At 69.1% G+C, this 21,635-nt stretch carries 14 protein-coding genes, 1 other RNA gene and 1 pseudogene; 2 read left to right on the top strand and 14 right to left on the bottom strand.

Going from position 1 to position 21,635, the window contains the following annotated elements:
- Nucleotides 1-46: 46 nt before the first annotated feature.
- The 7 genes from QA802_RS16840 to ftsE form a co-directional block, all read right to left on the bottom strand.
- Nucleotides 47-2,185 carry a bifunctional polysaccharide deacetylase/glycosyltransferase family 2 protein gene (locus QA802_RS16840; protein WP_334523147.1) on the bottom strand — a complete coding sequence of 713 codons (2,139 nt, stop codon included), beginning with the start codon at nucleotides 2,183-2,185 and terminating at the stop codon, nucleotides 47-49.
- A gap of 712 nt (nucleotides 2,186-2,897) precedes the next feature.
- Nucleotides 2,898-3,725 carry a hypothetical protein gene (locus QA802_RS16845; protein ID WP_334523148.1) on the bottom strand — a complete coding sequence of 276 codons (828 nt, stop codon included), beginning with the start codon at nucleotides 3,723-3,725 and terminating at the stop codon, nucleotides 2,898-2,900.
- Between the two features lie 717 nt (nucleotides 3,726-4,442).
- Nucleotides 4,443-4,831: a transfer-messenger RNA gene (ssrA, locus tag QA802_RS16850) on the bottom strand.
- A gap of 158 nt (nucleotides 4,832-4,989) precedes the next feature.
- Nucleotides 4,990-5,526, bottom strand: coding sequence for an SsrA-binding protein SmpB (gene smpB / locus QA802_RS16855; protein WP_319168066.1), 537 nt, complete (start codon nucleotides 5,524-5,526; stop codon nucleotides 4,990-4,992).
- A 165-nt stretch (nucleotides 5,527-5,691) separates the two neighbouring features.
- Nucleotides 5,692-6,870, bottom strand: a complete 1,179-nt coding sequence (locus QA802_RS16860; protein WP_334523151.1) for a S41 family peptidase — start codon at nucleotides 6,868-6,870, stop codon at nucleotides 5,692-5,694.
- A 67-nt stretch (nucleotides 6,871-6,937) separates the two neighbouring features.
- Nucleotides 6,938-7,855, bottom strand: coding sequence for a permease-like cell division protein FtsX (ftsX, locus tag QA802_RS16865; protein ID WP_334523154.1), 918 nt, complete (start codon nucleotides 7,853-7,855; stop codon nucleotides 6,938-6,940).
- 60 nt (nucleotides 7,856-7,915) lie between these two features.
- Nucleotides 7,916-8,605 (bottom strand): cell division ATP-binding protein FtsE, encoded by a 690-nt coding sequence (ftsE, locus tag QA802_RS16870; RefSeq protein WP_057610798.1) that lies wholly within the window; start codon nucleotides 8,603-8,605, stop codon nucleotides 7,916-7,918.
- 237 nt (nucleotides 8,606-8,842) lie between these two features.
- On the opposite strand from ftsE, the gene QA802_RS16875 reads away from it, so the two are divergent.
- Complete coding sequence (locus QA802_RS16875; RefSeq protein WP_319168063.1) at nucleotides 8,843-9,037, top strand: hypothetical protein; 195 nt, start codon at nucleotides 8,843-8,845, stop codon at nucleotides 9,035-9,037.
- Between the two features lie 105 nt (nucleotides 9,038-9,142).
- On the opposite strand, the gene QA802_RS16880 is transcribed toward QA802_RS16875, so the two are convergent.
- Both QA802_RS16880 and prfB read right to left on the bottom strand, forming a co-directional pair.
- Entirely contained in the window at nucleotides 9,143-10,072 is a 930-nt protein-coding gene (locus tag QA802_RS16880; protein WP_334523166.1) for a hypothetical protein, read from the bottom strand.
- A gap of 271 nt (nucleotides 10,073-10,343) precedes the next feature.
- A complete protein-coding gene (prfB, locus tag QA802_RS16885; RefSeq protein WP_334523169.1) occupies nucleotides 10,344-11,447 on the bottom strand; it encodes a peptide chain release factor 2 in 1,104 nt (367 codons plus the stop codon).
- Between the two features lie 424 nt (nucleotides 11,448-11,871).
- On the opposite strand from prfB, the gene QA802_RS41590 reads away from it, so the two are divergent.
- The gene (locus tag QA802_RS41590; RefSeq protein WP_443042282.1) at nucleotides 11,872-12,342 is read left to right on the top strand and encodes a transposase; all 471 of its coding nucleotides are present in this window, start codon (nucleotides 11,872-11,874) and stop codon (nucleotides 12,340-12,342) included.
- Between the two features lie 10 nt (nucleotides 12,343-12,352).
- Here the strand turns inward: QA802_RS41590 and QA802_RS41595 are convergent.
- The 5 genes and pseudogenes from QA802_RS41595 to QA802_RS16910 form a co-directional block, all read right to left on the bottom strand.
- Nucleotides 12,353-12,514 (bottom strand): annotated as a pseudogene (locus tag QA802_RS41595) (contact-dependent growth inhibition system immunity protein); the annotation flags it as partial.
- Between the two features lie 387 nt (nucleotides 12,515-12,901).
- The gene (locus tag QA802_RS16895) at nucleotides 12,902-14,119 is read right to left on the bottom strand and encodes an IS110 family RNA-guided transposase (RefSeq protein ID WP_334523172.1); all 1,218 of its coding nucleotides are present in this window, start codon (nucleotides 14,117-14,119) and stop codon (nucleotides 12,902-12,904) included.
- A gap of 287 nt (nucleotides 14,120-14,406) precedes the next feature.
- The gene (locus tag QA802_RS16900) at nucleotides 14,407-17,916 is read right to left on the bottom strand and encodes a laminin G domain-containing protein (protein WP_443042131.1); all 3,510 of its coding nucleotides are present in this window, start codon (nucleotides 17,914-17,916) and stop codon (nucleotides 14,407-14,409) included.
- Nucleotides 17,917-18,460: 544 nt separating this feature from the next.
- Complete coding sequence (locus tag QA802_RS16905; RefSeq protein WP_334523175.1) at nucleotides 18,461-19,711, bottom strand: serine/threonine-protein kinase; 1,251 nt, start codon at nucleotides 19,709-19,711, stop codon at nucleotides 18,461-18,463.
- Between the two features lie 134 nt (nucleotides 19,712-19,845).
- Nucleotides 19,846-21,564, bottom strand: coding sequence for a serine/threonine-protein kinase (locus QA802_RS16910; RefSeq protein ID WP_334523178.1), 1,719 nt, complete (start codon nucleotides 21,562-21,564; stop codon nucleotides 19,846-19,848).
- Nucleotides 21,565-21,635 lie beyond the last annotated feature (71 nt).

Below are 21,635 nucleotides of genomic sequence, written 5' to 3' on the forward strand. Positions count from 1 at the left end.
GACCGACTGCCCGGCCGGCCGCTCGGTTGCGTCCTCGGCTCGGTGCTCATCGGGCCGCACCCCCGTCCAGGCTCGCGGTCGGCGCCACCGCACCCGGCGGGGCGGCCACCTGCCCCTTGCGGCGAAGTTTCTGCCAGCGCAGCCGACCGCCGGTGAGCGCGGTGATCCAGGACTGGAGGAGCACGATGTACATCAGCTGGCGGTACAGGAGTTGCTGCAGCGGGAGGGAGATCAGCGGGGTCAGCCGCTCGCGGTCGAGGACGAACGCGTAGGCCGCGCAGCCCGCCTGGACGGCGAGCACGCCGAACCAGGCCGCGATCGTCTGGCCGGTCGGGCCGAACAACAGGCCGTAGACGAGGAACAGGTCGATGAGGGGCGCGAGGAGCGGGGCGACGACCATGAAGAGGGAGACGAGCGGAAGGCCCACCCGTCCGAAGCGGCCCGAGGGACCGCGCTCGACGAGGGCGCGGCGGTGCTTCCAGATCGCCTGCATGGTGCCGTAGCACCAGCGGTAGCGCTGGGACCACAACTGCTGGACGGACTCCGGGGCCTCGGTCCAGGCGCGTGCCTTCTCCGCGTACACGACGTGCCAGCCGTCCCGGTGGATGGCCATGGTGATGTCGGTGTCCTCGGCGAGGGTGTCGTCGCTCATGCCGCCGACGCGGTCGAGCGCGCTGCGGCGGAACGCCCCGACGGCTCCCGGGATGGTGGGCATGCAGCGCAGGACGTCGTACATGCGGCGGTCGAGGTTGAAGCCCATCACGTACTCGATGTGCTGCCAGGCACCGATGAGGGTGTCCTTGTTGCCGACCTTGGCGTTGCCGGCGACCGCGCCGACCTTCGGGTCGGCGAACGGCTGGACGAGCTCGCGGACCGTGGACGGCTCGAAGACCGTGTCGCCGTCCATCATGACGATGAGGTCGTGCCGGGCGTTGGCGATGCCCCGGTTGAGGGCGGCGGGCTTGCCCGCGTTGAGCTGGCGCACGACGCGGACGCCGGGCAGGCGCAGGTCCTCGACGATGCGGGCGGTGCCGTCGCTGGAGCCGTCGTCGACCACCAGGATCTCGATCGGGTGCTCGCTCTTCATCAGCGAACGCACCGTGTTCTCGATGCACTTGGCCTCGTTGTAGGCCGGGACGAGCACCGACGCCGGTTCGGTGACCGGCGCGTCGGGACCCCACACGAAGCCCCGGCGGCGGGTACGGCGGGTGTGGATCGCGGCCAGCAGCAGCATCAGGCCGAAGCGGGCGAAGACGAAGACGCCGATGACGGCGAGACCGACGACCAGGACCGCGGTGATGTCGTCGGAGGCCTCGACCAGGAACACCCAGGCCCTGCCCTTCCACAGGTCGGCCCCGGTGACCGGGGTGTGCGCGCTGGGCGCGTGGAGGGCCTCGGTGAGGTTCTCGAACCTGTAGCCCTTCCGCATGAGTTCGGGCAGGTAGACGTCGAGGGCCTGGACGGTCTGCCGGCGGTCGCCGCCCGAGTCGTGCATCAGGACGATGGCGCCCTTGCCGCCCCGGGGCGTGGCGTTGCGGACGATCTGCCGCACGCCCGGCCGCCGCCAGTCCTCGCTGTCGGTGGTGGTGAAGACGGTGAGGTAACCGCGCGTCCCCACATACCGGGTGACCGGCCAGGATTCGTCGTCTAGGGCGTCCGCGCCGGAGGAGTACGGCGGCCGGAAGAGGGACGTCCGGATGCCGGCGGCGCCCGCCAGTGCCAGCTGGTTCTGGGTGAGCTCCCAGTCGATGCGTTTCGTCGACTGGTAGGAGAGGTCGGGGTGGTTGAAGGTGTGCAGGCCGATCTCGTGGCCCTCGTCCACCATCCGCCGGACCAGGTCCGGGTAGCGGGAGGCCATGGTGCCGGTGATGAAGAAGACGGCGTGCACACGGTGCTTCTTCAGGACGTCCAGGACCCTGGGGGTCCAGGTGGGGTCGGGCCCGTCGTCGAAGGTGAGCACGATCCGGTGGTCCGGCACCTGCAGGCTGGTCTCCTGTCCGCCACGGGTGTCGACGACCGGGCCGCCGTCGAGGATCTTCTCGGGCACCTTGCCGGAGGCGGCCTCGGGGCGGATGCGGTGGTCGGCGAGGATCTCGCTGTGCACATAGCCGCGCAGCATCAGCATCGCCATCATCGCGACGAGCACGAGCAGCGGCAGCAGACGGCGCAGCCTGAGCGGGGGCATCAGACGGCGGCGTCCGGACGGCGGGGCCGCACCGTGCGCGGGGCCGCGCCGTGCGCCGGACCGCCGAACGGACCTTCGCCCCGCGCCCGGCTCACCTCCGGGCGAGGCGGCGGAGGCGGAGGCGGAGGCGGTCTGGCCGCCCGACGGGGGCGCGGAATGCCTGACGGCGGACCGTCGGGCCGAACGCCGGCTGGTATGTGGTGCCATGAGAGTTGGATCTCCGGGGACGAGAGTCGGACGAGGGTTTCGCGACTGGCTCCGGGCGCGAGGCAAGGAGCGGGGAGCGGGGGACAGGCTCCGGACGGACGGCGGACAAGGGGACGGATCGCGGGTCCCCGACGGACGGCGGACAGCAGGACACCCCAGATCCATGGCCCGGACAGGACGGTGGCACGGGGCAAGCGGGCGGCTGAGAGGCGAAGGCAACCGGGCGGAGCCCAACCGATGACCGCCACAGCCGAGCCGCAACCTTTGACCGGCGCGGCCGAACCGGACAGCCGGCGTCGCGGCCCGGCAGGATCGTCGACCGTCCCGGCCGGGTCGCCCCGAGCACGTCAGGAGCGGTGCGGCGCTCCGTCGCGCGGGACGGAACCACTGCTCCCGTGCCTGCCGCGGGTCCGCGCTCCTGCCCCGGTTCCCGTGCGCCGCCCCGGGACACCGTCCCCGCCCGCACGCCGTGGGTCGGCAGTGCTCACAGCGCTCACGGCGTTCTTCAGGCCGCCGGGGTCGAAGCCCCCGGGGCCGGTTCCGCGGGGCCGCCGGCGACGGTGGTGGAGCCGCCGCCCACCGGGGACGGGGAGGAGGCCGGCGAGGGGGAACCCGCGGGCGTGCTGGCCGGCGGCGGAGGTGGTGTGGACGCCGGCGGCGCGACCACCGGGCCGCTCGGACCCGAGGCCGGGGACCCGGTGGCCGTCGGGCCGGTGCTGGGCCGGACGGCCCCGCTCGCCGAGGGCCGGGCCGTCGCGGACGCCCCGCCGGTCGGCGCGGCGCTCCCCGAGGCGCCCGGCGCCTTGCTCGTCCCCGGCTTGCCCGGTCCGGCGGCGGCCCCGGAAGCCGTGGCCCCCGTCCCGCCGGGACGCACGGAGTCCGGCGCTCCGGGACCGGAGGAGGCGGAGTCGTCGGGCGCCGAGGAGCTGTCCACCTCGCCGGCCGCCGGCCTGTCGTCGGCCTGGCCCGGCACCGGTACCGGCAGCCAGGGCGCGCCGGCGTTGCCGGAGAGCAGCGCGGCCACGATGACCACGGCGTACGCCCCGCACGCGATGCCCACGAAGATGCCGATGCGGCGGAACGTACGGCTGCGGCGGCCGGACTCGTCGACGAAGACCGGGACGTCGGAGGCGGCCTCGGGGCCGTCCGACCGCCCCTGCTTCAACGGGTCGAGCTGGACCGTCACCTCGCCGGGATCAGCGCCCTCCCCGGGCGGACCGCCGGTCTCCTCGCCCCAGGGGTCCCGGAGATCGCCCGAGCGTTCGTTGCCGGGCGGCCCCTCTTTCGAGCCCTCCGAGGTTTGCGGGAGGCCGTTCTCACGCGGTACGTCCATCAGCGAGCGGTATCTTCCGCCGCCTCCCGCGGCCGCCACGTCCCGCGTCGGGAATGCGGCCTTCGGCCACTCCGGTTGGGCTTCTTCTCGCCAATTCTTCACGTGCGCACTACCCCCCACAGAACTGTTCCGGGTGCGCCTACGACCCCGAGCCCACGTCGACGGAACCAGGCCCCCACCCAGCCCTCGCGCCCCTTTTATCCCATTGCGCTCAGATCCACGAACCTAGCGCAGGCATAGGCCGGGCATTCGCGTTGTGTCATTTATGGACACAAGTCATGCTCATGCCTATGGCCGGTTTTCTCCCCTCACCGGGCCGCCGGGCCGGTGTCCCGTCGCCCGGGAACCGGCGGGCGCCGCACGGGCGGGCGGCGAGCACCGGAAAGACCAGCCTCTTTCGCCACACCCGTGACAGGAGGGGATGAAGAGGCCCGCCGGAGAGACACGCCGGGCGCCCGTCCAGGCATGGCCGGAAAATACATCTTGATGGATGTCGGATTGCCTGCTTTTCTGACCGCACTCCGACACCAAGCGATCGCCCGTGTATGGGTACGCCAGCAGTGGCGGCGGTGGCGATGGCGGCGACAGCGTCGGCAGCGGCGGTCGAGGCGTCGCGCGTAGCACCGGCCGCACGCATGGCATGTATGCACGCGCACACGCGAGACGCAAAAAGACCCCGCTCCCTCAGGGAGCGGGGTCTTCATGTCACATGGGATGAAGTGGAGATGGCGGGAATCGAACCCGCGTCCAACGGTGCTAAATCAGGGCTTCTCCGTGTGCAGTTCGCTGTGATTTTCTCGGCCCCGGTGATCACGCGAACAAGTCGCCGACGGGCCCAGTCACTGTTTGATTTCCCATCACACCCCGTGACCGGGCGCGATGGTTTAGTTCCCTAGATTATGCCAGGATCCGGATCGGGAACACTCCCGGGCTGACACCCATTAAGGGTCCTACACTCACTGCTTATCAGGCAACGAGGGCGTAGGACTGGGAATCGCTCTTGGTATTGGCGATTATTTTTTGCGACATATGGTTTACGAGATCATTGCCGCTTCCTCGACACGCTTCCCCTGCTTCAACAGTCGCTGTCGAAACCGATCATCCCCATGTTGATTTTTCAAACGCCCTCCGAGGAGGGCCCGTGCCCGCTGCGGGGCACAGGTGCCATCGTACGTGACCAACGCCCGCCGATGCCACCGTATTCCCCGTGGGCCGCCCGCAAGGACAGGCCCCACCCGCCCGGACAGGTCCTACCCGACGGCTCCTAGGCGTGCCGCTGGCTCCGCTTGACTGCCGCGATCACCCGGTCCGTCTCCCTGCGGTCCTGCTGCTCGCGCAACGTCTGCCGCTTGTCGTACTCCTTCTTGCCGCGCGCCAGCGCGATCTCCGCCTTGGCCCGGCCGTCCTTGAAGTACAGGGCGAGCGGCACGATCGTGTGCCCCGTCTCCTCGGACTTCACCGCGAGCTTGTCGATCTCCTCGCGGTGCAGCAGCAGCTTGCGCTTGCGGCGCGCGGAGTGGTTGGTCCAGCTGCCCTGGCTGTACTCGGGGATGTGCGCGGCGTGCAGCCACGCCTCGTCGCCCTCGATCTGCACGAAGCCGTCGGTCAGCGAGGCGCGGCCCTGGCGCAGCGACTTCACCTCGGTGCCGGTGAGCACCAGACCGGCCTCGTACACGTCGATGATCGCGTAGTCGTGCCGGGCCTTCTTGTTCTGCGCGACGATCTTGCGCTTGCCGTCCTTGGCCTTGCCGGACGCTGCCGCCCCGCCCTGCTTCGGCTGGGACTCCTTCGGTACGTACATTCCCTTGCTCATAGTCCCGCCATTTTCGCACCCGGAAGGGGCCTGAGGGAAAGCCGATTACGGGTGGATCCGGACCGGCGGTCGGGCCGGGGCCGATCCGGGGTAGGGCCGGGGGCCGATCCGGGGTAGGGCCGGGGGTCGATCCGGGGTAGGGCCGGGGGTCGCTCAGGACGCGTTTCCGAGTCCGCTCAGCACGGTCTCGGCCCGGCTCAGTGCCCCGTCCTCCGCCTCCAGGTCGGGCGTGATGCCACGGCCGTCGACGGCATGGCCGGAGGGGGTGCGGTAGTGCCCGACGGTCAACTCGGCGACCGAGCCGTCGGGCAGCCGGCTCGGCATCTGCACGGAGCCCTTGCCGAAGGTGCGCGACCCCACGACGATCGCCCGGCCGCGGTCCTGCAAGGCGCCGGTGAGCAGTTCGGCCGCGCTCATCGTGCCGCCGTCGACGAGGACGACCAGGGGCTTGCGGGTGTCGCCGCCCGCCTCGGCGTGCAGGGCGCGCTGGTCGCCGTCGACGTCGTAGGTGGCGACGAGACCGCCGTCGAGGAAGACGGAGGCGGTGGTGACGGCCTCGGTGACCAGGCCGCCCGAGTTGCCGCGCAGGTCCAGCACGATCCGGCCGCCGGCCGGGGCCCTGCGCACGGCGCCGCGCACGGCCCTGCCGACGCCCTTGGTGAACGCGGCGACGGTGACGACGGTGACCCGGTCGGCGAGTTCACGGACGGTGACGGAGTCCGTGGACAGCAGCGCCCGGCGCACGGTCTCGGTCCACACGCGCGTGCCGCGTTGCAGCCCGAGCCGGACGGGGGTGCCGGCGGACGCGTCCTCGGCGTCACCGCGCAGTAACGCGACGACTTCGGTGACCGGGAGCCCGTCGACGGACCGCCCGTCGACAGTGCGCAGCCGGTCGCCCGGGCGGACCCCGGCGGCGGCCGCCGGCGACCCCGGCTGCACCTTGGTGACCTTTGTCCGACCGCTGCGCTCACGCCGCGCCTCCAGGCCCACGCCGGTGTACCGGCCGTCGAGGGACTCCTCGAACTGCTCGTACTCGCCCGGGGAGTAGACGGCCGCCCAGCGGTCCCCGCTGCGGCTGACGGCCTGTTCGGCGGCCTCCATGGGGGACTTGCCGTCGGCGGCGGCCTCCTCGGCGGCCCGCGCGACGTCCTCCGCGTGACCTGCCGGGGCTGTGGCGGGGGCGGCGCCCGAGGCGCTCCGCGGCCCGTCGCCCGGCCCCCGCGGCAGCGACCCGGTCGCCGCACCGGCGACGAGAACACTCGCGAACACCAAGGTCAGCGCGGCCCCGCGGCCGAAACGGCGGGGCTGACAGAACAGGTCACGGCCTGACATGGCGGTGAGTCTAGGGGAACGCGACGGACGGTAAGGACGGTTGACCGTACGGCTCTCGGGGCGTGCGTCACACCTTCAGGTACTTGCGCAACGCGAAGAAAGCGGCAAGGGCGGGCATCAGCACACTCGCGGCGAGGATCAGCGGAAGCTTCGTCAGGACGGCGTCCCAACCCAGGAAGGTGATCAGGTTGAGCTTCTCGGACAGGACCATGCCGTGGTCGATGGTGAAGTACCGGCCGACGACCAGGAAGACACAGGCCAGCACGCCGCCGATCACCCCTGCGACAGCGGCCTCCATGATGAACGGCGCCTGGATGTAGAACCCGGAGGCGCCGACCAGCCGCATGATCCCCGTCTCGCGCCGACGGCTGAACGCCGACACCCGCACCGTGTTGACGATCAGCAGGAGGGCGACGATGAGCATGAGCGCCATCACCCCGAGAGCGGCCCGGTTCATCAGGTTCAGCAACTCGAAGAGGTTGTCCAGGGTACCCTTCTGGTCCTGCACCGACTGCACACCGTCGCGCCCGTCGAAGGCGGTCGCGATGACCTGGTACTTCTCCGGGTCCTTCAGCTTGACGCGGTACGACTCCTGCATCTGGTCCGGCGTGATCGAACTGGCCAGCGGGGAGTCCCCGAACTGCTCCTTGTAGTGCTTGTACGCCTCGTCCTGCGTCTCGTACGTGACCGTGGCGACGACCGACATCTTCTTGAGGTCGGTGAGGATGTCCTTCTTCTGGTCCGCGGTGACCGCGCCCTTGGCGCAGTTGGCGTCCGACTCCGCGTCGCTCTTGTTGCACAGGTAGACCGAGACGTTGACCTTGTCGTACCAGTAGCCCTTCATCGAGCTGACCTGGTCGCTCATCAGGAGCGACCCGCCGAACAGCGCCAGGGACAGGGCTACGGAGACGATGACGGCGAAGGTCATCGTCAGGTTGCGGCGGAGACCTACGCCGATCTCCGACAGTACGAACTGGGCGCGCATGGCGAGTTGTTCAGGCCTTTCCGGGGACGTCCGCGAGGGCGGGGGCGATGGCGGGGGCAGTCAGTGCTGGTAGCCGTAGACGCCGCGCGCCTGGTCGCGCACGAGGCGGCCCTTCTCCAGCTCGATGACGCGCTTGCGCATCTGGTCCACGATGTTCTGGTCGTGCGTGGCCATCAGCACGGTCGTGCCCGTCCGGTTGATCCGGTCGAGCAGTTTCATGATGCCCACGGAGGTCTGCGGGTCGAGGTTTCCGGTCGGCTCGTCCGCGATCAGCAGCTTGGGCCGGTTCACGAACGCGCGCGCGATCGCCACGCGCTGCTGCTCACCGCCGGACAGCTCACCGGGCATCCGGTCCTCCTTGCCGCCGAGCCCGACGAGGTCGAGCACCTGCGGCACGGACTTGCGGATCTCGCCCTTCGACTTGCCGATGACCTCCTGCGCGAAGGCGACGTTCTCCGCCACCGTCTTGTTCGGCAGCAGCCGGAAGTCCTGGAACACCGTCCCCAGCTGGCGGCGCATCTGGGGCACCTTCCAGTTGGACAGACGCGCGAGATCCTTGCCCAGGACGTGCACCTGCCCCTGGCTGGTCCGCTCCTCGCGGAGCACCAGCCGCAGGAAGGTGGACTTGCCGGAACCGGAGGATCCCACGAGGAACACGAACTCGCCCTTCTCCACCTCGAGGGAGACATCCCTGAGTGCGGGGCGGGTCTGCTTGGGGTAGACCTTGGAGACGTTGTCGAATCGGATCACGGATGCACCACGGGTCGCCGGGGGTAGATGAGCGTGACCATACGCGAACCGGGGAGGGCGGCGCAGGCGTCGGGAGGGGTTGGGTGGGGCTTGTGCGTTTTTGTACGGGACTTTGTGCGCCCTCTGCTCTTCGAGTGAGCCGCGCGGCCACCGGAGGAACCTGGCACAGTGGAAGGGGAACGTTCGCGCCCCCGGAGGCGTTGTGTCCATGGAACCGGTGCAAGGAGGGCGAGGCGCATGACGTACGACCGGCTGGTGTGCGCTAACTGCGCGGCCCCCGTGAGCGAGGGCCGGTGCCCCGTGTGCCGCGCGAACCGCGAGCGGCTGCAGCAGCAGGAGAACTTCTTCGCGGGGCTGAACCCGATGACGCTGATCGCGCTGCTGGTGGTGCTGGTCGCGGCAGTGGCGCTGCTCGCCCACCAGACCGCCTAGCCCGCCCGCCACAGCCACACACGCGCATACGCGTGACAAGGGGCCCGGAGCTGATCGCTCCGGGCCCCTCGCTGTCACGTCACGTGCGTGTACGGCTGCTCACCGTCAGGCAGCGGCTCCGCCGCGGCCGGCCACGAGGCGCGGCAGCACCCGGAAACCGATGCCACCGGCGATCATCGTGGCGGCGCCGAGGATGAGGAACGTGGTCTCGCCGGCACCGGTCTCGGCCAGCTCCTTGCCGCCGCCCTGGGCGGCCGCGTCGGAGGTGGAGTCCGAGGTGTCGGTCAGCGCGGAGCTGCCCTCCTCCTGAGTGGAGGTGCCGTCGGTGTCCGGACCACCGGTGGTGGATCCGGTCGACCCTCCGGTCGAGGAAGTGCTGCCACCGTTGCCGGAGCCACCGTTCTGGCTGCCACCGTTCTGGCTGCCACCGTTGCCGGAGCCACCGTTCTGGCTGCCACCGTTCTGGCTGCCACCGTTGCCGGAGCCACCGTTCTGGCTGCCGCCGTTCTGGCTGCCACCGTTGCCGGAGCCACCGTTCTGGCTGCCGCCGTTCTGGCTGCCACCGTTGCCGGAGCCACCGTTCTGGCTGCCGCCGTTCTGGGAGCCGCCGTTGCCGGAGCCACCGTTCTGGGAGCCGCCGTTCTGGGAGCCGCCGTTCTGGGAGCCGCCGTTCTGGCTGCCGCCGTTCTGGCTGCCACCGTTCTCGGAGCCACCGTTCTCGGAGCCACCGTTCTCGGAGCCGCCGTTCTCGGAGCCGCCGTTCTCGGAGCCGCCGTTCTCGGAGCCGCCGTTCTCGGAGCCGCCGTTCTCGGAGCCGCCGTTCTCGGAGCCGCCATCCGTGCAGACCGCGATCGGGCAGGGCTCCTCGCCCGTCTGCGGAGTGACGTCGCCCCCGCCGGACGTGGAGACGAGGCCGCTGAGGCCGCCGTCGTTGCCGGTGGCGGAGGCGACATCGGCCACCGTCAGCGAGGCGCCCGCGGCGATCACGGCGCCGGCGGCTATGCGCGCGACCCGGATACGCGTCTTCTTGGTCATATGGTTGCTACCCCCAGTAGCTGAATCGTCGATGAGGCCGCGCCGGGGGCTGTGATCGACGGGGGCAGCTGAGATCTGGCGAAAACCCCCGGTTCACATGCGCCCCGGAGATACGCATGCCACACTGCACCCTCCCCATTTTTCAAAGCAGCGTCAAGGCCGTTGCGTACGCAATGTCCAAGTCAGGGCGCTTTGCGCGATGTTGGTGCTGTGAATGTGACGTAAAAAGCAAACCGCCCCTGAATCAGGGGCGGTTACCGTGTCGACAAACCTACTTCTCCTGCTGCTTGCGCCAGCGAATCCCGGCTTCCAGAAACCCGTCGATCTCACCGTTGAACACGGCCTCGGGGTTGCCGACCTCGAACTCGGTGCGCAGGTCCTTGACCATCTGGTACGGATGCAGGACGTACGAACGCATCTGGTTGCCCCAGGAACTGCCGCCGTCCTTGAGGGCGTCCATCCTGGCCCGCTCCTCCTGGCGCTGACGCTCCAGCAGCTTCGCCTGGAGGACGTTCATCGCGGTCGCCTTGTTCTGGATCTGCGACCGCTCGTTCTGACAGGAGACGACGATGCCGGTGGGGAGGTGGGTCAGGCGCACCGCCGAGTCGGTGGTGTTGACGCCCTGGCCGCCCGGACCGGACGAGCGGTACACGTCCACCCGCAGCTCGGACTCGTCGATCTCGATGTGGTCGGTCTGCTCGACCACGGGGAGGATCTCGACGCCAGCGAAGGAGGTCTGGCGGCGGCCCTGGTTGTCGAACGGCGAGATGCGCACCAGACGGTGCGTGCCCTGCTCCACGGAGAGCGTGCCGTAGGCGTACGGCACCTGCACGGCGAACGTGGTCGACTTGATGCCGGCCTCTTCGGCGTACGACGTCTCGTAGACCTCGGTCTTGTAGCCCTTCTGCTCCGCCCACCGCAGGTACATGCGCTGCAGCTTCTCGGCGAAGTCGGCCGCGTCGACGCCACCGGCCTCCGCGCGGATGTTGACGAGCGCCTCACGGGCGTCGTACTCCCCGCTGAGCAGCGTGCGCACCTCCATCTCGTCGAGCGCCTTCCTGACGGAGGTGAGCTCGACCTCGGCCTCCGCGAGGGTGTCCGGGTCGTCCTCCTCCTGGGCCATCTCGAACAGCACGGCGAGATCGTCGATCCGCCCGCGCAGTGTGTCGGCCTTCCTGACCTCGGCCTGGAGGTGGGAGAGCTTGCTGGTGATCTTCTGCGCCTCGTCCGGGTTGTCCCACAGGGACGGCGCGGCCGCCTGCTCCTCGAGCACGGCGATGTCTGCCCTCAGCTTGTCGAGGTCCAGAACGGCCTCGATCGACTCCATGGTCGAGGAGAGGGACTTGAGCTCTTCGGATACATCGACGACTGCCACGCCTCCAGCCTAACGGACCCGACAGACGGCAGGCTCCGGTGAGCGTCACTCACGGGACACTCCGGGCAACTGGGCACTCTTCAAACCTGAATAGTCGAATAAGGCTGCCTGCCGGTAGCCGTGACGAACCGCGTCACCCCTCGCAGCCCTCTTGTCCGATCCATTCAATCCCAGTCTCCACCCCAGAAGCACAACAAAAAATGCGAACCTAAGAATTATCGACGAATTGACGGAATCCTTTCGCCCGTACTGTAACGTCGGGGCAATCTATTAATCGGGCTGCCACCGCGCAAGCTGACATCCAGCCCGACTGAAAAACACGCCCGCATCGGTCAGCGCTGTCCGCAGAAACATCGCCAAGCGGATCTCAGACCGTGTTTGCGATCTGCCGTGCCCGGTTGCTGGAGTGGTCGTTGAGCATGCCGTGAGTGGTACTGGGGGTGGGTATCCGTCGGACTTGACGGACGAGCAGTGGGCGTTGGGGGAGCCGCTGCTGTCGCCGGCGCGGGTGGGGCCGAAGGGCGGACGGCGGGAGAAGCATCCGCGGCGGCGGATCGTGGATGCGATCTTCTATGTGGTGCGGACCGGGTGTGCCTGGCGACAGCTGCCGAAGGACTTCGCGCCGTGGCCGACGGTGTACTGGTACTTCACGTGGTGGCACGACGATGGAACGGTCGAACGCATCCATGACGCCCTGCGCGGAAAGGTCCGTGAAGTGAAGGGCCGCAACGCCGAACCGAGCGCTCACGCCGGCCCGCGCCGAAGACCTATAGGGCCAGAAATCTCCCGGCCTCCTGCGTCAAGGACGGCGGCAAATCGGTCAGCCCCGAGACGATCACGCCCAGCTCCTGGCCGGGCTCGCGCCACTCGTTCCAGACCGCTGGACTTCTGGTGACGACCACGGACAGCAGATCGCCCTCGTACATGTCGCCCTCGGCCATCGGATCGTCGCGCAGGACCTCCAGCGCAAGCGGCAGCAGATAGTCGAGTCCCACGTTCTACCCGATCAGCAGACGCATGTCCTCAACGGTCAGCTGGCCGATCGGCCGACGCCGCAGGTCATGCACCGTCGCAACGAGGCGACTTGCATCAGCGGGGCCGGCCAACAGTCGCGCTCAAGCTCTTCCAAAAAGCGGCCACGGTCTACCAGTCGAGTCACATATCGATCGTCCCATGCCGCAGATCTCAAACGCGGTCTCAAGCCGTCGATACAGTGACCTCATCCAACCCCGATCACGTTCGCGATACACGACGAGCGGCAAAGTGAGCAACCATGGCAAGGGCAGAGTGGCACGACACCGCGCTCCACGTTCTTGAGATGGGCACGCCAGAGAATGTCGAGACACTGGCCGTACGCAGGCCGCTAACGCATGCCTTCGATTCTCGGGGGGGTGCCTCTATGTTCTTCGTCAAAGCACCCTTGTCGGGTTTGGGGTGATTCGGTCTTGCTGGGGTCATGCGGCGAGCTCGACGTCCGCGGGTGTGCGGGCTTCGTAGAAGGTGCCGTCTCGGAGCATGGCGAACAGGACGCTGATGCGTTGGCGGGCGAGGCGGAGGAGGGCTTGGGTGTGGGTTTTGCCGCGGGTTCGTTGCTTGTCGTAGTAGGCGCGGGAGGCGGGATCGGCGTTCATGCAGGCGAAGGCGGAGAGGAACATGGCGCGTTTGAGCTGGCGGTTGCCGCCTCGGGGTGCGTGTTCGCCGTGGATCGAGGTCCCCGAGGACTTTGTGGTCGGGGCGAGTCCGGCGTAGGAGGCCAGGTGGGCGGCGGTGGGGAAGCTGGTGCCGTCGCCGACGGTGACCAGCAGGACGGCGGCGGTCCTGACGCCGACGCCGGGCATCGACGTCAGGACCGGGGAAAGAGGGTGGGCCTCCAGCAGGGCGTTGATCTGGGCTTCCAGGGCCCGGCGCTGTTCGTGGACAGCGGCGAGCGAGCGGGCCAGGGAGGGCACGACGATGTCGAGGGTGCCGGTCCCCGGGACCACGACGGTCTGCTCGTCCAACGCCTCGAAGACATCGTCGATCAGCCGCTGGGCCATGCGCGGGGCTTTGGGCCGGATGAGCTCGACGAGCCTGCGGCGGCCGGCCTTTCGCAGTGCGGCGGGGGAGCCGTAGCGCTCCAGCAGCCAGGTGACGGCCTGGTGGTCGAGGCGGGGGCCCAGAACGCGCTCCAGCGACGGGTGGAACTGGGTGAGCAGGCCGCGTATCCGGTTGGACGTGCGGGTGGCCTCGGCCGCGAGGTCCTGGTCGAAGCCGACGAGCACGGTCAGTTCGGCGGTGATCTCGTCGGTGAGTTCCAGCGAGCGCAGGGTGTGCGGCATGGTGCGGGCCGCATCCGCGATGACCGTGGCGTCCTTCGCGTCGGTCTTGGCCTCGCCCGGATACAGGTCGGCGATCCGCCGCATCGCGAGTCCGGGCAGGTAGGCGACCTGGCAGCCCGTGTCCCGGGCGACCGTGAGCGGGAGGGCTCCGATGGATGCGGGCTGGTCCACGATCACCAGGACGGTGCCGAACTTCGCGGCCAGTTTGTCGAACACCGCCCGCAGTTTCGGCTCGCTGTTGGGCAGCTGCTTGTCGAAGACCTTCTTGCCGGCCGGAGTCAGCCCGTGGCCGTGATGTGAGCTCTTGCCGACGTCCAGGCCGAGGAACACGCCAACGTCTTCGGTGTCGAACATCGCGCCCTTCCAGGGGAGTTGTACGTGCCGGCCTCGGCGGTGGTGTCGTACGCGCGCATCCACGTTATGCAGACCTGCCGCCCGCGACTGTCCGGCGTTGCGCCGGACCGGGCGGTGGCCGGACCTCTCATCAGCGTCTCCGACGGCACCTCCCGAGCCCGGTGACACCACCCCCCAGGTCATGCCTTCGACAGGGGGACACAGTCATGCCGGGCCCGGAGGCCAGCGGCCCTCTTGCAGGACCGCGAAGAACATAACGGGGGCAGCCTTGCTCCCCCCGATCTCTTTCAGTCGCCGACGCTCTCATCGACTTGCGCGCTACTGGCCATGGCGCCGGCCCACAGCCGCACTTCCCATATTCGACCAGGCAGGTAGTGCTTCCAAGCGCCGGCGGTGAAGCCCTTACCGATCGTGAAATCGCCGCTACCGAGCTTGACCGTGAAGGATCGTGCACTGCCGTTCTGGTTGTGCCCGAGGTAGAGACCGACAGTCCCCTCCAGGGAGTCGTACATGCCGGTCAACCGCACCGGGCTGCCCAACTCGGCAGCGTCGTCGGAGACAACGGATGAGAAGCTGCCGTCATCGTTGAGACGCCCGAAGTGCCAATATCCGACGGGAACGGTCCGCTCCTCCAGAGCCTCTTCATCCCATACCGTCTGCTTGCCGGTCAGCTGGTAGAAAAAGCCCCACGAGGACCCGTCCGCCGTGCGCTGCCCCAGAACTTGCCCAACGTAACCGACATCCTTGGCCAGGATCTTCGCAGCATCCAGTTGCACCAGGGTCGTCACCGTGAACGCACCATGCTCGTTCACCACCGGGCCCGCCGTGGTCGCCGAGTCGTCGACCCCGTCGAACATCGCGGCGCCCTCCCCCAGCGTTGTACCAGACGTCAGGGCCAAACTCTTGCCGTAGCCAGAGGTGCTGTCGGGGATAGTCGTGCCCGTGGCGCGTTCGGCGTTCCAGTCCGCTACCAGTTCGACGCCGGTGAATGTGTCACCCGCCACCAGCAGTCGGGCCTCGTCAGCAATCTCTCGCGCAGTCAGCGCACGCTGCCAGACAGCGACTTCGTCGATCGATCCCTGGAAATAATACCCGGGGCCCGTGCTGAACTCGTGCCGTCCGAAACTCAGTGGAGCGGTCGACGGGTACGAGCCCGCCACGCTCTGGCCCTGGTACTGCTGTCGGCCGTCCACGTAGAGCATCAGCTTGCCCGTCGCCGGATCGTAGGTGCTGGCCAAATGCGTCCACACGCCGAACTGCGCCGGGTAGACCGCGTACTGGCCCGTGTACATATCGGTGGCTCCCGGCTGCCGGATGCCGAAGCACCAGGTCTTGTTACGTGCCTCGTACTCCAGGAGGAACGGGCTACTGACGCCGTCCCTTGTCGAGAGCACTGCGGCGTCGCGGTCGTCGCGTTCCAACCGCACCCAAGCGGAAAGGGTGAAGGCCGAGCGGGTCTCGAGAACCGGGGCGCTCGTCTGGGCGTAGGCAGTGGACCCGTTCAAGGACAAGCCCGCATCAGTGACCGGCGTCTCCAGCGGAAGGCCAGTGGAGTCTCTCGTGATCACCCCACGGCGCCCCCTGTCGTCCCGCACCGCGCCGCCTGCCAGCGTGGCGTTGTCCTCACCGTCGGATGTCGCCGAGTCCAACGCAGCACCGCTCGTCTCCCCGAAATGCCACCGTCCTACGGGCCCCTCGCCCGCACTCACCAGGAAATCGACCGCCGTCTCCGCGCCGTAGCGGCCGGTGCCGACGCTGTCTTTGGCTCGCACATACAGCGTGGCCAGGCCTCCCCTCTCTGGCGTGATAGCGACCGACCTGGTCAAGCCCACCAGGTCGGCCGACCACGCCTCCGTACCGGACAGCCTGTACTGGTAGCCGGCGATGTTCGTCTCCCCCGGCGCAGGCGCGAACGTGAATGTGCCCTTCACGCCTGGCCCACCCCGGCCCGCACAGGCGTTCGTCGTGCACTCCGCATATGGGGAACCGATGGTCACCAGCGGCGCCTTGGGCGCGGTCGGATCAACTTTAAAATAACAGGGTGTACTATAAACGGAATTCAGGCGGTTACTGCCATCTTCGTAATGCGAGAGGGTCACGGCCATCAAACGGTAGAGAACGCCTTCCTGTAGCGCCGGCAGGCTCCTCGACTGCTTTACCGAGTCCCCGACATAGCCGGAGGTCGGACCGTCGATGTCCGTATGGGCGACAGTCCAAGTCGTACCGCTGTACTTCTCCGTCCGCCACCGGATTCGGAGACTTGCGCCGACCGAACCGCCGGAGGCAGTCCTTGGCTTGCCCTGTACCAGCGGCGTCGGATCGGACACCATACTCGGAGATGCCGAGCTGCTCGAGCACACATAGGAAGAACCTGTGACTACACCGACCTCGGTGGGCGTTGCCGGCAGCCCCACGTACTTCACTGCGATTACGGCATCGTTCTTGAACCGCTTCCACGCCGAGGCGTCAGACTCGTCGTGCGCCCGGACCTCGAGCGTGAGCATAGAGAACTTGCCCGCAGCGAAGTTGCTCACCGTTGGCGTCAAGTTCTCGTCCTTCTCCTCCGCGCTGTCATTGAACTCGATGGGGGCGTCCGGCGAATCCGGGGCGCACAGCGAACCACGCCCAGCTGAGATATAGCGGTCCACCATGAGGTCCAGCTCCGCCGGCCGTGTCGACCACGTGGTGGAGGACGAGATGTTGTTCGTGCGAACCAGGTCAACCCAACGTGGATCACACTGGAACGCCCAGGGCTCCGTCACCCGAAACGTGGCGTCCAGAACTTTCTTGCCCTTCAAACTGGCAGGCGAGAACTCGAAGTACAGGCGCTGCGTATAGCCGGGACCACAGTAGTAGCCAGCCCAGGTGCCGCACTTACCGACGCCTTTTCCACGGTCGTCGTCGCCATTTCCCCAACCGTACGACTCGTAGCCGTCGCTGCGCAGTAGTGTGCGCTCCGACTCGCCCCACGTGATAGTCGGGTCTATGAATAGAGGGAAAACAGACGCCTTGGATTTCGTGAGCATCTCCGCGTCCGGAGTCACCGACAGCGAGTCTTTGGTGACCGTGACTTCCATTCGGGTCACGGTGTCGCCCTGACCCGGCTCCGATCCGGAACCCGATGGCGTCGTCTCCGACTGCGCAGTCGACTGCGCCTCATTAATCCCGGACCGTTCGACCGTCGTCAACTGCGTCTGCGTCCCGGAGGCCACGCCTGCCGAGTCCCACATCTGGGCCGGAGGCGCTTTGAACACCGTACGGCCACTGTCGTCCACGGCCGCAAGGTTGCCGGATGCTCCTTCGCGCACATCCAAGCCCACCGTCTTGAGCCCGAACGTGAGTTTTCTCAGCTTCGCGTTCGCCGCTGCTTCGGCGGTCTTGACCACAAATACCGGTTGGAAGCTCTCCGGCGTCGTATTCACTCTCAGGTCCACGCCCGGCAGCACTCCCGCGTACAGAGCGCTGGTCCCCTCGATCTGCGGCTCCGGAAGCGCCCCGGACCACCGCAGTTCCATCGACTTTCCTTCATCCTCGATCCGGGCGAGCGGCGCCTCCGCGCCCCCACCTGAAAAGAGTATGCCCACAGCGGCCGCCTTGGGCTCCACCAAGCCGTCGGAACGTTTGACCAGCGTTGCATCTGGCGCTTTCCAACCTCCTCCCGGCTTAGCCACGCGCACCGGAACCGCCGACTCCTGCAACGTGAAGGTAAGGCCATCAGGATTGGCATAGACGGTGGTCCGCTCTGAACGCTCCCCCATCACCTCGACCTGCCGACCCACCTTTTCGGCCTTTGCCAACGCCTGCCGCCCCTCGAGGGAAGGGCTGGCTGTAACCGCAAAGGGAGAAGCAGACGCCTCCTGAACGGGCGCGACGAGAACCGCCAGCAGGGCAGCGCAAGCGGCGGATACCGCGCCGAATCCCCTCCATGAGGCATGAGCATGACATTTCGAACCTCTGCTGCCCCGCTCAAACTGCACTGACACGCCCCCGTATTCACGTGATCCACAAGTTCCTCACATCCAAAGCCCCTCAGTTACCTCCCGTCAAGACACCATCACCAAGCGCAGCGCCCCCTGCTCCACCAAGAGTGCCGTGCGCCGCTGAGGTTGCAGTACAGACGGCACGGAGCCCATTGGCGTGAGCCGCGCCAGATCAGTGCGACACTCCCGTTTCGAACCATCCGGACGTGCCCACCGACCGCGAGGCGCCGACACGCAAACAGCAGGGCCGAGTAGACCGGCGCGGACGGCGCGGCACATCTGTCCGCCTCCCATTCACGCGCCAGGGAGATCCAACGAATTCGCCTCCGCCGTTCGGCATTCAGGCGCTTCGGGAATCCCCCTACGGCGTAGCCGTTGGTGAGGTGCTCTTCGTGTCCTGCGGGGTCGCTCCCGCGTCGTTCCCGGAGGTGGCCGCCCACGTTCCGATCCCGGCCGCCGCGACCAGTGCGGCCGCCGCCACGCTCAGCGTGACGCGCCGGCGCCGGGTGGCGGAACGGTTCCGTGCCGAGCCGGGGCGCGGCGCCCCGGCGGCCCTCGGCACCCGCGCCGTGCCGTGCGCCCCGCCCGCCAGCTCGTCCGGCGCGGGCACCCGCATGGAGGTGTGGGTGTCCCGGTTGGAGTCCGGCTTCGCGCCCGGCACCAGCGGGACCGAGCCCCGCCGCTCCCGCCGGGCGGAGGCCGGCGCGGCGGACGCGGCAGGCGTGGTCTCGGCCGGCTCGCCGCCCTCGGGCTCGGTGTCCGGCTCGTCCACGTCCAGCGGCGGCATCCCGGCCAGCGACGGCAGCTGCTCGCGCAGCCGGGCGGCCAGCTCGGACGCCCGCAGCCGGGACGCCGGCGCCTTCGCCAGGCACTGCACGATCAGCTGCCACAACTCGTCCGGGATGCCGGGGAGCGGGGCGACGGACTCCGTCACGTGCCGACGCAGCACCGCGCCCGGGTGGCCGCCGCCGAACGGGGTGAAGCCCGCCAGCAGCTCGTAGAGCACCGTCGCCAGCGCGTAGATGTCGACGGAGGCGCGCGGCGGCAGGCCCTCCACGATCTCCGGCGCCAGGTAGTCCGGCGTGCCGATGATCTTGGTGGCGCGGGTCCGTTTGGGGGTGTCGATCAGTTTCGCGACGCCGAAGTCGGTCAGCAGCGCACGGTGCGAGCCGCCGGGGCCGAGCGGGCCCTGCATGTCGAGGAGCACGTTCTCCGGTTTGACGTCGCGGTGCACGACCCCGGCCGCATGGGCGGCGGCCAGGCCTTCGGCGACGTCCGCCACGATCGCCACGGCGGCCTCCGGCGCGAGTCTGCGCTCACGCTCGAGGCGGGTGCGCAGGTCGGTGCCGCGGACCAGGTCCATGACGAGCGCCAGGTCGTTGCCGTCGACCACGAGATCGCGGACGGACACCACATGCGGGTGCTCCAGGCCGAGCAGCGCGGTGCGCTCCTGCACGAAGCGCCCCACGAGCTCCTCGTCGGAGGCGAGGTCCTCGCGCAGCAGCTTGACGGCGACGGGGCCCTCCGGTCCCTCGCCCAGCCACACCGTGCCGGCGCTGCCCCGTCCCAGGATCTGGTGGGCGGTGTACCGGCTGCCGATCTTCCGTGCCAAGGCTGCTCCTACAGACGCGTGTTGCCCATCAAAGTACGCGTCCTGGGAGCCAACCTTCACCGCGGAGACGGAAATCACCCGCCAGATGTCGACAAGTCCACAGACTCACGGTCGGAGCGGAGCCGTTGGACCGGTCAGCCGGTTCCGCTGCCGCCGGAGCTCGAGCCCAGCTCGCCGATCCAGCCGGTGATGTCGTCGAACCAGCCGCTGATCAGCTTCCAGTAGCTCTGCCCTGTGCCGATCCAGTCCTGCAGCGGGGTCAGCTCCCAGACCAGCCAGCCGGCCACGAACAGGATGACGATCGTGAACAGGCAGCCCTTCAGGCAGCCCAGCCCGGGGATCTTCATCGGGTTGGCGCCGCGCTGACGCGGCTCGCGCGGCGGCCGGGGCTCGGCCTGCGGCCGCTGCCGCGGCTGCTGCTGGGGGGTCGGCGCCGGCGCGTACCGCTGGGGCTGCTGCTGAGGCTGCTGGGGCGGCGCGTACTGCTGCTGCTGTTGCTGCGGCGGCTGCCCCGGGTACCCGTAGCCGGCCTGCGGCTGCGGGCGCTGCGGAGGCCGCTGCTGCTGATGCTGCGGGGGCCGCTGCTGCTGGTAGGGCTGCGGCGGCTGCTGCGGCTGGCGGGAGACCTGCCGCTGGGGGCGGCGGCGCAGCGGGTCCTCGCCGGGGTCGAGGTACTGCTGGACCTGCGTCTGCTCGTTGCGGTCGCGGGCGCCCTGCATCTGGGTCTGCCAGGGGTGCGGCTGCTCGGGCGGCTGCGCCGGCCCGCCGTACTGGTCCGACGGCACCGGCGGCAGGACGGCCGTCGGGTCGGCCGCGCCCTGCGGGCCGCCCGTGTGGGGCAGGACGGCGGTGGGATCGGCCGCGCCGGCCGGGCCGCTCGTGTGCGGCAGGACGCTCGTGGCGGCGTTCGGGTCGTAGCCGCCGCCCGGCACGGCGGCGGGCGCCGGGTCGGGCGCGAGCACATGGCCGACGCCTTCCGCCGCGGCGATCTGCAGCGAGTTGGCGTGCACGCCGATGCCCTCGGCGACGATGCGCAGCCCGCGCGCGAGGTTCTCGGCGCTCGGACGGTCGTCGGGGTTCTTGCGCAGGCAGCGCTCGATGACCGTCCAGAGCGGGTCGGGGACCGTGGAAGGGCGGCGCGGCTCGGCGTTCAGGTGCTGGTGCAGGACCTCGAGCGCGGAGCCGCCGGAGAACGGCGGACGGCCGGTGACCAGCTCGTACAGCAGGATGCCGGCGCCGTAGATGTCGACGGCGGAGGTCTGCGGGCGGCCCTCAGCGGACTCCGGGGCCACGTACGCGGGCGTGCCGACGAATTCGCTGGTCCGGGTCAGACCCGGAGAGTCGGCGAGGCGCGCGATGCCGAAGTCCGTGAGCAGCGGGTGCATCTGCCCGCCGTTCTGCATCAGCAGGACGTTGGCGGGCTTCAGGTCGCGGTGCACGACGCCGTCGGCGTGGCTGGCGGCGAGCGCGTCGGCGACCTGCGCGGTCAGTAGGGCGGCGGCGACGGGCGTGAAGGGGCCGTTCTCGCGCAGATAGCGGTGCAGGTCGGGGCCGTCGACGAGGTCCATGACCAGCGCCAGCAGGTCGCCCTCGACGACCAGGTCGCGGACCCGGACGATGTTCGGGTGGGTCAGGCGCAGCAGCACGGACCGCTCCCGCAGGAAGCGCATCACGACGTCGGGGTCGTTCGCGAGCTCCTCCTTGAGGACCTTGATCGCGACGGTCTCCCCGGGCTGGCCGGCCACGGCCGCCTCGGCGCCCGCGGTCTCTCGCTGGCGGGCTCGCCAGACGGTGCCCGTGGCGCCGCGTCCGAGCGGCTCCTCGAGCAGGTACTTGCTGCCTACCGGCCGCACGTCATGCGCTCCCTGCTGCTTGCTTGCCTGCTTGCCAGTCCTGCCAGTCCCGCCGATCCGCCGGACTTCCC

Origin of the sequence: Streptomyces sp. B21-105 (genome assembly GCF_036898465.1) — a bacterium.
Taxonomy (GTDB): Bacteria; Actinomycetota; Actinomycetes; order Streptomycetales; family Streptomycetaceae; genus Streptomyces.

Coding starts and splice junctions, on each gene's coding strand:
- QA802_RS16840 (WP_334523147.1), bottom strand. CDS start 2,185: ATGCCCCCGCTCAGGCTGCGCCGTCTGCTGCCGCTGCTCGTGCTCGTC.
- QA802_RS16845 (WP_334523148.1), bottom strand. CDS start 3,725: ATGGACGTACCGCGTGAGAACGGCCTCCCGCAAACCTCGGAGGGCTCG.
- smpB (WP_319168066.1), bottom strand. CDS start 5,526: ATGTACGTACCGAAGGAGTCCCAGCCGAAGCAGGGCGGGGCGGCAGCG.
- QA802_RS16860 (WP_334523151.1), bottom strand. CDS start 6,870: ATGTCAGGCCGTGACCTGTTCTGTCAGCCCCGCCGTTTCGGCCGCGGG.
- ftsX (WP_334523154.1), bottom strand. CDS start 7,855: ATGCGCGCCCAGTTCGTACTGTCGGAGATCGGCGTAGGTCTCCGCCGC.
- QA802_RS16875 (WP_319168063.1), top strand. CDS start 8,843: ATGACGTACGACCGGCTGGTGTGCGCTAACTGCGCGGCCCCCGTGAGC.
- QA802_RS16880 (WP_334523166.1), bottom strand. CDS start 10,072: ATGACCAAGAAGACGCGTATCCGGGTCGCGCGCATAGCCGCCGGCGCC.
- QA802_RS16895 (WP_334523172.1), bottom strand. CDS start 14,119: ATGTTCGACACCGAAGACGTTGGCGTGTTCCTCGGCCTGGACGTCGGC.